We start from the raw sequence: 11,840 nt of genomic DNA on the forward strand, positions 1-11,840 counted from the left end.
GTTAGCTTGCGAAGATTACTATTGAAAAGATAGCGCGACATCCATCACGCCTTTCGCTTCATCGAAAGCCGCGATGTCTTCCTTGCCGTTGCCGTCAAAGTCGGCCGCGATCGGCACGATCCCCTTGCCGGCAGCCCATGGCCCGAACGCATTGTCCAACTGGCGGAACGATCCGTCGCCTTGCCCCGCGTAGACCTGCCAGATCCCAGCTCCCGGGTCGTGCACGATAAGATCGTCCCTCCCATCGCCATTAGCGTCGGCAATCAGCACGTTCGAATCCCCCTTCAGCTTCAAGCTTAACGACGCGGATGGCGCGAGCGTGCCGCCGCTTGTCAGACGGATTCCGATCGGCTCTGCCCTATCGTTAGGTATGAAGAGGAGATCGTCCTGCCGATCGTCATTGAGACGGGCGCTCGCGACGCGCGCATCCACCGGAACGGTCGCCCCCGTATCCATCCAGGCCAGCTCGTCGCCTACGCGCGAGATCGCGATCACGCGGCGATCTTCGGCTCGGACCGCGATCCACTTGCCGCCGCCCGGGCATCCGTCCGCGCAGTCTTGCAGCTGCGTCAAGCCGGCTGGAAGCTTGCCAAGCGGCGTCAGATAAGCCGTCCCGCCTGCGGCATAACCCGCCGTCTGCAGGAGGCCTGTCGCTTGATCATAGATCATAAGCTCCGACCGCCCATCATCGTTGACGTCTGTTAGGAGCAATTGTTCGTCAGGATTGTAGTCCCGCGTCAGCCACGTCGCCGCCTGATGCTGCAGCTGATTGCGCGGCCATCCGAACGCCCCCTCGCTAATCTCGATGCGCGACTTTCGCACCGTAACGACATCGGCCAGCCCGTCTCCGGCGACATCCCCGATCAGCGGCGGACCTATCGCATCAAGCGCCACGTACCGGTTCGCGGGCGAGAACGGCACCGCGTCGTACAGCCGGATGAACCGGTAGCCTTGGCCGGAGAGTCCGGCTGTGAGACGATGGAGCAGCGTCTTCTCGTTGCTGCGGTAGCGATAGACGGGCAGCCCGTCGCGCAACACGGGCTGGCCTTGTCCATCCTTGACGGCCTCCAAATGCTTGAATTCCAGAAACGGGTGGAAATAAAAGGAGGCCAGCCCGTCATATCCGTCGGCCTTGTCCAGCAGACGATCAACCGATGCGTCATCGGTCAAGTAGCCGAGCGGCGCCGGCACGTAAACCGAGCCGTTCGTCACGCCGCCGTATGTATTTAGACTCTCGTATACGTTGAGATCCCGAAACGTCCGTATCGAATAAAGGTCGGGCTCATACAAAATGCCCATGTAGGAGCGGAAGGTGGCTTCCTGCTCGCGGGTGTCCTTGTAGTGGGGCGACTCCCAAAAAGCGGGGGTGAGCCCGGCTTGACGGAACGCGGCCAAACTGCGCTCGATCCGTTCGGCGGCATACGCCGGCTCGAATGTCTCATCCGCGCCCGGCACCTTGAACTCGCGCGCGATGCCGGTGATATGATTGTCGTCCGCGCGAGCCTCGCGCCCATATTGATGCGTGTAGCCGTGCATGCCGAGCACGGCGCCGCGCTTCTGCGCGTTCTGCAGCAAGCGGATGAACTGCCCCGTCAGCACGTCCGGCTCAGGATCGTCGATCCCCCGCTCTATCCACCTGCCGTCCTCTTCGAGGTGGATCGATCTTGGAATGACCGCCATATGGAACGGAATATTCAACCCATCCAGCTCGTCCAGCACCGCCCTGAGCTTGCCGAGTCCTTCCTTCGTCCCGTATTCGCCCCCCGGCTCGATGTCTTCCAGCCGAAGCATGGCGTGGTGCTTGTCTGAATTCGGATATGCGTTCGTACCCGACCTGTCATACGCATAGTAGGCGATGGCGACCGCCGCGAGCAGCGCGACCGGGTAGAACAGTATTTTCATTTTGCGAAGTACTCGAACCAAGGTTAACCCTCCTATGCCGCATGAGCCGAGATGCTTGCTCCCGCCCAGCTGACGAGAGTTAGTATAAAACATTTCCCACGCGGCGAATAGGGCGTATTTGGGTTTTAGGCCTTAATTTTCACTAAATCTCGAGACCTATGTCTCGACTTCGTTCGACATTTTAATATAAATAATCCCAAATGAGTGATTGGGAGAATAAGCGTTACTGCGGAGAGAGACATGGGGCACAAGCAATGTGAGATTTCGAGAATGGGAATGGAGAGGCAACGTCAGACAGAGACGCCTCAATAGCGACCTAGGTGTCGCTATCAGGACGAAACGAGGCAGGGGCGCGGCGTTAGCGACCTGGGTGTCGCTATCAGGACGAGACAAGGCGGGGACGCGGCGTTAGCGACCTGGGTGTCGCTATCAGGACGAAACGAGGCGGGGACACGGCGTTAGCGACCTGGGTGTCGCTATCAGGACGAGACGAGGCGGGGACGCGGCGATAGCGACCTGGGTGTCGCTATCAGGACGAGACGAGGACGCGGCGTTTGCGGCCTGGGTGTCGCTATCATCCAACTAAAAAACGCATGCCCGTACCAAGGAGCATGCGCAATCCATCCTCGCGAACCTAGCATCAGTCCGGCATAATCCAGACGATCTCGGCAATCCGCACGAAAAATGTATTGTTCCGCACTCGCAGCGCAACGTGGTCCGGCTTGCAGCTTTGCACGATGCCTTCAATTCGGCCGCGCGTGGTCTCGATGACGACGTAATGGCCCATGCAGCCTTGCAGCGTCTCGACGACGAACGGGTCGACCGGGTTGACCGTAACCGGCCCATTAAACAACGGCAGCGATGGCGACTGCCCGCCTTGATGGTAAGGTTGCGACGGCATTCCGTAAGGGTTCACAGACTCACTCCTCCAATGGTTTGAACGGCACACCGTATCGTATGCCGCCGCCCACGACGAGGTATAGGCGCCTGCCGCCCTGCCGCTGCCTTAGGCTAAAAGCACGCCAGTCCCAGTCCAGCCGCCGCAAGACCGAGCACTACGGAAGTTACCACGTACAGCGCCGCCCGGCCCGGTTGACCGCCCGTAACCAGCTGCACCGTCTCGTACCCGAATGTCGAGAACGTCGTATACGCCCCGCAGAAACCCGTCCCGACCGCCAGCCAGACGCCCTCTGCCAGACGGCCTGCATCATGCAGGCCGAACAAAATACCGAGCAGCAAGGAGCCCGACAAATTGATCGCCCACGTCCCCCATGGAAAGGAAGAAGACATCCGGGAATTGATCCACTTGCCCGCATAGAACCGCGTGAGCGTCCCTGCGACCCCACTTAGCCCGATGAGCCAAATCATGGCGCGCCCTCCCCTTGCGTCCGCAGCCCGCGGCCCAATCGCACGCCAGCGAAGGCGAGGGCCAGACCGCCGCCGACACTGAGCGCGATATAGAGACCCGCCGTGGCCGCATGCCCGCTTCGGAGCAGAGCCGCCGATTGGACGGAGAACGTGGAGAAGGTCGTGAACGCCCCCATCACGCCCGTCCCTAGACCAAGCCGCACCTGCGGCGGGATGCGCCATCTCCCCGGCGTTGCCGTGAATAATAATCCAAGCGCGAAGCAGCCGAGCAAGTTGATGATCAGAATACCGAGCGGGAAGCCGCTCCCCAGTGGCGGAATCACCTCACTCAGCCAATATCGAAACAGCGTGCCCGCGAAGCCGCCGATCGCCAGCGCAATGACATTCATGTTCCTCTCTCGCTTCCTTTGTCCAAAATAATAAACTCCTCCCCCGCCATAACGGCGGAAGAGGAGCCAAACCAGATTATGACGGTTCCCTTATGACGGATCCAGCTTGAATTGCGCGGCGCGGCTGCCCATCTTGTCCGCCTCGCTCTCCAGCGACTCCTCGTCGTTGATCGCCTTGCCGCCGATCTCGGCCGTCGGCTTCACGCGTCCTTGCTTCTGCTGCACGAGGTGCCAAGCTTCATGCGGAAGATGTTTCTCTTGACCCGGCCCGACGTGAATATCCGTCCCTTGCGCGTACGCGAGCGCGCCCAATTGCTGCGGCTTCGTAGAATTCCGATGCACCCGCACGTCGTCCATCGGGATCCCGCTCAAATTCTCGATGCCCGCCTTTAAGGTTTCCCCCAGTCCGGTGCGATCTCCCTTCGCCTGCAGTACCGGCCGCGAGCCCCCGCCTCCGATGCGCCCCGACTGCATCAGCTGCATCGCGATCTGATTGCCAACCGTTCGCTGCAGCTGCGCAATCGTTCCCGCGGATGCGGGGACGCCTGTATTCCGCGTTTGCTGCGCGGACGATTGATTCCGTGACGTCGATGTCGCGGATGGCTGCCGCTCTCCGCCTTTATTCGTGTACTGATGCAAGTCCGTCGGCTCCTTTGTCATCCCGATTGCGTTATTCATACGCGTGATCTTTTCCTCATTATAGCATTAAACGCAAGATGGGAGGCGGGAACTTTGTCGCTTACGCCTACGCTTGTTCGGCCGGCAGCGTGCGGCGCAGTCGAAGCGCCAGCATGCCCGACAGCAAGAACAACCCGCCAGCCGTCAAATAGGTCGTACGAACGCCAAACCAATCTGCGATCAGCCCCATGACCATAACCGATACGCCGAAGGTGACCGAGAGCAGCGTCCCCTGCGCGGCGTAGACTCTCGCCAGCTCGGCAGCCCCTACGCGCGTCTGAAAAATAGTCCGCTGCGCGATATCCCGCATCTGGAACGCCGGCCCCATGAGCAGACACAGCAGCAGCGCGACGGGCGACGACGAGGTGAGCGCGAATAATACGGTCATCGCCGAGATTGCCAGCGAGCCCGCGATCATGGCAGGGATCAGCCTGCCTTCGATCCTTCTTGCGAACAGCATGACAAGCAGCCCGCCCGATATCGTGCCCGCGAAGTAAGCGGCGTTCATGAAGCCGAACCAGTCCGCGCCTTGGCCGAGCACCTCCTCGACGTAGATCACCATGATCGCCGCGACCCAGACGCCATTGGCGATGCTCTCGATCACATCCATCGTCGTTACCACGCGCAAAATCGGACGATCCCAAATCGTCTTCCAGCCGGATTTCATCGCGCTCCAATTGGAGACCTCCTGCCCTTGCGCCTCGCCCGCCGGCTCCGCCTCCTCGAACCGGACGCACCATGCGGCTGCCCATGCCGTCCCCATAATGGCCAGCGCGGCCCAGAAGCTACCGGACCAGCCGATCCAGGCGATGACGATCCCGCCAAGCGCCCATCCGGCCATCATGACCGTCTGGTCGGTCGTGGACATCAGTCCGTTCGCTCGGACGAGCATCGCTTCGGGAACCAAGCGCGGAAGTATGGCATCCTTCGCCGGCTGCGACCAGCCCTTGAAGAATGCGAAGCCGAATAGCAATGCAAGAAGCGCGGCAATCCCCATCCTCTCCGCGAAAGCCTCATAAAACGCTGCGATGAGCAGCAGGAACAAGATTTCGCCCGCCATGCTGCCGAGCAGCACCTTGCGCAAGGGGGACCGCCGCAGCACGATCGGCGCGATCATGCCGCTCATGAACAGGGCGGCTACCCGTACGATTGGCACCAGCCCTGTCACGAAGGCCGAACCCGTCGCCTCGTTCACGAGCACGATCAGCGTGAGCGTGAACAGCACGTCGGCCAAGTTCACCGCCGCTTCCGCGGCTAACAACAAATAGTAATTCCGGTTCAGTCTCATTACGCTCGCGCACTCCTCCTCTATGCTAAGGATATCTCGCCAACATAAGGAAGATTACGGCAGACTTAATCGGGTGGTCGACATCCTATTAATCGCTCCTTCTCCGGGAAATAAACCGCAGGCGACCTGCCGGCACGCTGAGCAAAATAAGGAGCGCGGCCAGGCCGTCGGTTATCGTAAGGGGTTCACCGAGCAGCAAGAAAATAAACAACAGCGTCACGACAGGCGTAAAGAAGGTGAAGTTCGCGATCAGCGTCGCCGGCGAATGCCGGAGCGCGCGAGCATACAGGATGAAGCCAAGCACGACGTTGCTCATGGCGAGCCATAACGCGCCGTAGAAGTCTGCTTTCTCCGGCCAAGCGAACCCGGAGTTCGTGACCAACGCGCATACGGAGAGGAGCAGCGCGAAGCAAGCGATGGCAAAGATGCTTAGCGCCGCGTCCTGCTTGTTCCATTTGAGCAAATTCGTAAACACGCCCCAGCTAATCGCCGCCCCGATCGCATATAGATCGCCGGCCAAGTCAGTGAAGTGGAGCTGGGCAGGATTGCCCCCGGTCATGAGCAGCCATGTACCCGCAAGTCCCATCAGCACAGCGATCACGGTGCCGCCGGTCGGCTTCTCCCTGTTCATGGGCAGCGCAAGCAGCACGATGAAGATCGGGAACAAGTAATTCAGCATGGACGCTTCGACCGCGGGGATGCGCTCGAGTGCTTTGAAATACAGAAAGTCGTACAGGAAGGAGAAGAGTCCACACGCCGCCAAAATCAACCAGGCTTCGGCTGTCCATCTTCGCATCGCGGACAAGCCGCCCCCGATCAGGACGAAGGCCGCGAAGACGGTCGCCCCAATCCCGTACATATAGAACAACAGTTGATAACTGTCCAGCCGGCCGAGCAGCAGCTTGCTGACGGCGGCCACCGAGCCCCACATCAGCAGCAGGATCGGCATGAGGACGAATGGATTGGTGGACCAAACTTTCGAGTCTTGCGCTTGCATAGCTAGTTGTCCTCCAATGATGTCGTATGAAATGGCGCAAACACCCGCAAGCTCAACCGTTTACAGCGCATAGCCGCGAACGGTGACGCCGCTCGATGTAAGTAAGCGATCACGACGAGATCGCGGACCGCGATCCGGTCGGCCAACTGGCGGAACTACTCGCGCTGCAGCATTATGCATGGCTCTCTTACGAATATATGTACCGGGAAACGCGCGATAACCCTGCACTCCTCGAAGCGCAGGGGATCAAGCGGGCGAGAGGACTGCTGGGATTCTGGCAGCAAGGAAGATCTAACTAGTTATCATCGCTGCCGTCGAGTGCCAGCCGGAGCATGGCGGCCACGCCCGAGACTTGCTCCTGTAAGTTATCCTTGGGAACGAATGACAGGGTCCCGTCCGTCATGGCCTTCGGCACCTTCACGAAGCCGATCTCTATGTCGTTGATGAAAATCATGATAGTCGATCCAAGATTATCTGCCGTTATGCGCTCCAGTTTCTCAGGATCCTTAAACGCAATCTTCAGCTTATCCGTTGCTTCGGGAGCGGAGGCAGATTCAACTTCCGGCTTCAAATCCGCTCCGGTTGCCAGAATATCTCCCTTACGATCTTTGAAGTAAATCTGCAGCCCGCTGTAAGGTCGTAACAGTTGAATCGTATCCAAGTAATCTTGCATAATGCCTTCATTATAGCTCTGCCCGCTCAACTGCAATAGGATTGGAGAATAGATCAGTCCATGTATAGCATGATCGATCGGCTTCCAGCCTTCCTCATCCATCCACAGCGTGGAAGCAAGCATAGGGTCCGCGCCCTGATCAAGCAAATACCGGACGACCTCCGGCTGGCCGTACCCTGCCGCTTCATGGAGCAGCGTATAGCCCGCCCCGGGCATGATAACGTCAGCATATGGATCCTCCCGGTAATCGACGGGAAAACCAGCTTCAATCAACACTTTCGTTACCGGAAGACTTGCGGCCGCGAACATATACGGCCTCAAGCCGTCCACGCCCATCGGCAGCGTTGCCGCCTTCCAGTCCCGAAGCGCCAGCTTCACGGCCTCGGCATCCCCATCCATCATGGACCGGTTAAGCTTGTCCTGTGGATGGGAAAGCGCCCAGATGACTTGGATCCCATCGTCCTTGTAATACTGCATCTCCCCGCCGCTTGCCTCGATCACGAAACGAAGCGAGATATAAACCGTGCTCTTCTCTTGCCGCAGCGGGACAGCGAGCGTCGTTGCCTTATCTCCCACGTAGGCCGTCTTCGCATTCAATTTCACCCGAATCGGCTGCTTCCCACCCGTAAGCGTCCATTCCTTGCCTGCGGCCGACCACGCCAGCGCAAGCTTCAGCGCGTCTGCGGCAGGGCGAAGCCCGATCATATTCTCGCTTCTTCCTGCGACGGTCATCGTCTTGAACGCGGTTTTCTGACCGTCGATATAAAGCGCCGGCGAAGCCTGTACGCTATTAGCGGCCTCAGCGTTCTCCGCCATCAAGGGCATAAGAGCAAGCAACAAGGCCATCACCAGCATCCCTTTGGTCGCCAAGGCGCCCAAACCTCCCTTGTTCAGAAGCGCGGCATCGAGGTATGTACCCCTAATCGCTATCCGCTTGCCATAAGCCATTTAGTCGTCCCCTCTCTCCTTGTCTTGTTCGGCTGCTCCTGGCTCTTGATTCACGCCAACCTCGCCGATCGGTTCGAAAATCGTATAGCCGATCCGGCGCGGCTGGCCGATTTGTTTGGTCAGGAGAAGCTCGTCGTCCGGCGCGTAGCCTGCCCGCATATAGGCGGCAATGGCGGGGCCGTTATCGCTGCCCGTCAGCACTCGAACGTCCGACACGCCGCGCTCTTCAAGCACCTGCTCCAGGAACCCGATAAGGGCAGATGCCGCGCCGATCCGGCGCGACTCCTCCTCCACGTACAACTCCGTGATCTCGCCGTGCGGCTGCGGATAACAGAACGACTCCGCGACCTGCGCGCACGCGAAGCCGACGACACGCGCATCCAGCACTGCGACGGCAACTACCTCTCCTCTTCCGCGACCGAGCTGTGCCCGAACGTCCTCGGGTGATCGGACTACGCCGTTGAACGCGTCGTTGAGACGCGCCAAATCCGCCGCATCCCGCGCGGCGGCCAAACGAATTTCCGGTTGCATCATTTGTCTTCCTCCAGTCATGAGCTATAGCGGTCTTGTCTTCCGCAAAATGGGTTACTAGATAGACGGGTGCAGGTGAGAGAATAATAGATTGGCTACATATACTATAGCAAACTATTGGAGAGGAATGATCGAATTGGTAGTCTTTGATGACGTATTCGTTATGAATAGCCTTACCGTGCAAAACGCAGTGCATGTTGTGGGTAATGCGACGGTAAACAACAACATGCAGATCAACGCGGACCTCACCGTTCAAAGCGATATTCAAGTGAACGGCAGCCAGACGATACAAGGCAGTCTGCAAGTGAACGGCAGCCAAAGCGTGGCAGGCAATCTGGGCGCCGGCGACACGCTGAGCACCGTGAACCGCGTCGTTGCAAGCGCTCAAGCTCTGGTGCCGTCGGGCGCGGCGACACTACAGCAAGTCCGCTACTACGCGACGAACGTCGCGAATATGCCCGGGCTCGTGCTGAAGGGCACCGACGGATTTAACTATGTGCTGTTCATCGACACGACGGGAGGCACGGTCAACATCGGTATTCAGCGCGCGTAAGCGGCGGCTCGCCGCACGCAGGCGAAATGCGCGTCAGGCATATCTTGCAAGCCGAGTCGCGCCAAGCCATTTTTCTTGCACGCGAAACAGTTAGCCTTTCCAATAACCGGTTCGAATGAGCGCGCGCTTCACGGCCTTCAGATAGGCATAACCGTCGCGCCTGTCCGGTTCTAAATAAGCGCCCTCCGCCCATTCGTTCCACGCGTTAAGAAACAGATATTCGCTCCCGTACAAGCCGGCCGCGCGTTCGATCTGTTTGGCCAAATACCAGCTGAATTTATCGGGCGCCGCGCCGATGCAGCTCTGTCCCCGAAGTCCCAGCCGCGGCGTGTTGTCCCAATTGACGAAGGCGCCAGGGAATACTTGGCCTCCCATCCGGCGCGGGGAACGGGATAATATCGCCTCCCAAATTTGATCGTAATCCAGCACCAAATGTTCGCCCTTCGGCAGCTTCAACTCGCTCCACAGCCTAGGCGCGGTATTGTTCGCGAACGTATAATGCGGCTCGAACTCAAGACTCGCGTCGAAGCCCGACTGTCTTGGCACCGGGAATCCGCCGAGCGTCCGGATGAAATATACGCCTGGCAGCCCGCTCCCCCTGGCCAACTCATTCCAGCAGGCAATCATCTCCTCGCAATGCGGGATGCTGCCCGGACGGTAAAGAACGAACACCGGTTTACCCTCGATGCGAATATACCGCTCATCCCGGAAGGCCGGAAGCAGCTCGCGAAAATGCGCCTTCCACTCCGGCTCTCCGCCGTACCATTGCGGCATGAGCACGTGTTGCTCCCCACCGTCCCATTTGCGCGTCCACGGCTCATTCGCCCAGGAGAGGCAGAACGGGATCCCCGGTTCGCCCAGCCGCAGCACCTCCTCGAACGGCTTCTCAAGCAGCCGCTTGCCGCCGAACCAATAATGATAGTAACAGAAACCGTAGATCCCGTAGGCTTGGGCCAGCTCCGCCTGCCAGCTTCGCGTCGTTGGATCGGTCAGATCATAATAGTATTCGTCTAAAGGCTCCTTCGGCTGCATGTGCCCGGGGTACAGCGCGGTCGCTTTGCGGGTGTTCGTCCACTCCGTGAAGCCTTCTCCCCACCATCGGTCGTTCTCGGGAATGCGGTGAAATTGGGGCAACAAAAACGCGATGATCTTCACGCCTCGCACCTCCTCTTGCATGCGCTCTACGTCTGAAAGACGACATGCAGCAGCTTCGCGGCGATCTGCAGGAAAGAATAACGGTAGGTGCTTCCCCACAGCGCCTTGCTCGAGATCATCCGTACCTGCTCGACTTGGTCCAAATAATAGGCTACCTTCTCGCTCAGGTCGCCGGCGGACCGGAAGGTCACCACCTCTTGGCCCGGCGTCAGATAGTCCAGCACGCCCGACTGAGACGGCAGCAGCTGGAACGATCCGCATGCGGCGATCTCGAACGCCTGCCGGGATACGTGCGAGAAATTGACGACCATGCCCGCGCCGTTATAATAATCCGCCGGGGTCTGCGCATCCGCGCAAGCCTCGATCGAGCGGTCCGCATAATCGCCATGCTCCCCCAGGCCCCACACGGTTAGACCACGCTCGCTTCGCAGCGTCCGGATCGCCTCCGCGCACGCCGCGTCCGGTTCGCCGACGAGCAGCAGATCGCAAACGTACGATTCGCGGCGCGGCGTTGGATAATATATGGCGCGATCGGCAGAGAAGGGCAAATGGTGCACCTGTTCGCAGCCGGCGCGCAAATATCCCGAAATACGGGCCATTTGCTGCGTAAATACAACCTGAAAAATCGGCTTCAGGCTGCTCGCATCCGAATAAGCCTCTAGACTGTCGGACAGCCAAATCGCCTTCTTGACCGACAATCGGGAGAGCTCGTCGAGACAATCGGCCGGAATCGGCTGCCGGTCCGCGAGAATAAGCACCAGGTCGGGCTCGAGCTGCTGCGCTAGAGAGGATAAATCGTGGTATGGCTTGTATACATCCGCCTCTCTCGCTAGTAGACGAAGGTTATCGACAATCGCTTGTTCCAGCCGCCAAGCGGACGGATCCGACAGGAAACTAACAGCCATTACTTTCTTCTGTTGAACATTAGCGGCTTCGTGCAGATGGATATACTTAACTTCCCGTTGGGGGAGACGCGTGCGCGCAGCGGACGGCGGCGCTCCCGCGGAAGGTGCGGACGACCGACGAATATCCTTCAAGACGCGGACTGCGATTCGTTGGATCACCTTTTCGGACAACGGGTTAATCTTGGCCGCAGGACTCTTCTTTCGGAGTTTGCGCTTAGGCGTCTTCACGATGTTTTCCTCCTGACCCTAATCCTCCGGATATTGTATGAGCCGAACTGGCACCTGCCACCTGTCAGGTGTCCAACCACTGGCAAAACGGGCGGTTCGCCCGCATCGGAAACGCAAAACCTCCGGCTCGCGGGCGGGCGCGATACCGGAGGTCGTGCTTGCGTGCAAGAAGAAGACAGGTTTGTTGAAGCCCGACGCGTATCTAGTCGGCCTCCGCCGCCGCCG

Annotated in this window: 12 protein-coding genes; 1 reads left to right on the plus strand and 11 read right to left on the minus strand. The window is 59.2% G+C overall.

Annotation, left to right across the window (positions count from 1 at the left end; translation table 11 throughout):
- Positions 1 to 18: 18 nt before the first annotated feature.
- The 9 genes from ACFFSY_RS11405 to ACFFSY_RS11445 form a co-directional block, all read right to left on the minus strand.
- Entirely contained in the window at positions 19 to 1,923 is a 1,905-nt protein-coding gene (locus ACFFSY_RS11405; RefSeq protein WP_377493908.1) for a DUF2334 domain-containing protein, read from the minus strand.
- Between the two features lie 619 nt (positions 1,924 to 2,542).
- A complete protein-coding gene (locus ACFFSY_RS11410; RefSeq protein ID WP_377493910.1) occupies positions 2,543 to 2,818 on the minus strand; it encodes a YuzF family protein in 276 nt (91 codons plus the stop codon).
- Positions 2,819 to 2,913: 95 nt separating this feature from the next.
- On the minus strand, positions 2,914 to 3,270 hold the full coding sequence (gene crcB / locus ACFFSY_RS11415; protein ID WP_377493912.1) for a fluoride efflux transporter CrcB: 357 nt from the start codon (positions 3,268 to 3,270) through the stop codon (positions 2,914 to 2,916).
- On the minus strand, positions 3,267 to 3,659 hold the full coding sequence (crcB, locus tag ACFFSY_RS11420; protein ID WP_377493914.1) for a fluoride efflux transporter CrcB: 393 nt from the start codon (positions 3,657 to 3,659) through the stop codon (positions 3,267 to 3,269). Before crcB (ACFFSY_RS11420) ends, crcB (ACFFSY_RS11415) begins: the two co-directional genes overlap by 4 nt.
- Positions 3,660 to 3,749: 90 nt before the next feature.
- Positions 3,750 to 4,337, minus strand: coding sequence for an eCIS core domain-containing protein (locus ACFFSY_RS11425; protein WP_377493916.1), 588 nt, complete (start codon positions 4,335 to 4,337; stop codon positions 3,750 to 3,752).
- Positions 4,338 to 4,404: 67 nt separating this feature from the next.
- On the minus strand, positions 4,405 to 5,625 hold the full coding sequence (locus tag ACFFSY_RS11430; protein ID WP_377493918.1) for an MFS transporter: 1,221 nt from the start codon (positions 5,623 to 5,625) through the stop codon (positions 4,405 to 4,407).
- Positions 5,626 to 5,713: 88 nt separating this feature from the next.
- Positions 5,714 to 6,622: a DMT family transporter gene (locus ACFFSY_RS11435; protein WP_377493920.1), complete on the minus strand. Its 909-nt coding sequence runs from the start codon at positions 6,620 to 6,622 to the stop codon at positions 5,714 to 5,716.
- Positions 6,623 to 6,917: 295 nt separating this feature from the next.
- Positions 6,918 to 8,243, minus strand: a complete 1,326-nt coding sequence (locus ACFFSY_RS11440) for an ankyrin repeat domain-containing protein (protein ID WP_377493922.1) — start codon at positions 8,241 to 8,243, stop codon at positions 6,918 to 6,920.
- Positions 8,244 to 8,777: a GNAT family N-acetyltransferase gene (locus ACFFSY_RS11445; protein ID WP_377493924.1), complete on the minus strand. Its 534-nt coding sequence runs from the start codon at positions 8,775 to 8,777 to the stop codon at positions 8,244 to 8,246.
- A 124-nt stretch (positions 8,778 to 8,901) separates the two neighbouring features.
- Between ACFFSY_RS11445 and ACFFSY_RS11450 the strand changes: the two genes are divergently transcribed.
- Entirely contained in the window at positions 8,902 to 9,327 is a 426-nt protein-coding gene (locus ACFFSY_RS11450) for an autotransporter outer membrane beta-barrel domain-containing protein (protein ID WP_377493926.1), read from the plus strand.
- A gap of 90 nt (positions 9,328 to 9,417) precedes the next feature.
- On the opposite strand, the gene ACFFSY_RS11455 is transcribed toward ACFFSY_RS11450, so the two are convergent.
- Together ACFFSY_RS11455 and ACFFSY_RS11460 are read right to left on the minus strand one after the other, a co-directional pair.
- Positions 9,418 to 10,482, minus strand: coding sequence for a glycosyltransferase WbsX family protein (locus ACFFSY_RS11455; protein WP_377493928.1), 1,065 nt, complete (start codon positions 10,480 to 10,482; stop codon positions 9,418 to 9,420).
- Positions 10,483 to 10,508: 26 nt separating this feature from the next.
- Positions 10,509 to 11,615 (minus strand): glycosyltransferase family protein, encoded by a 1,107-nt coding sequence (locus tag ACFFSY_RS11460; RefSeq protein ID WP_377493930.1) that lies wholly within the window; start codon positions 11,613 to 11,615, stop codon positions 10,509 to 10,511.
- Positions 11,616 to 11,840 lie beyond the last annotated feature (225 nt).

Origin of the sequence: Paenibacillus aurantiacus, from assembly GCF_042431225.1 — a bacterium.
Classification (GTDB): Bacteria; Bacillota; Bacilli; order Paenibacillales; family Paenibacillaceae; genus Paenibacillus_Z; species Paenibacillus_Z aurantiacus.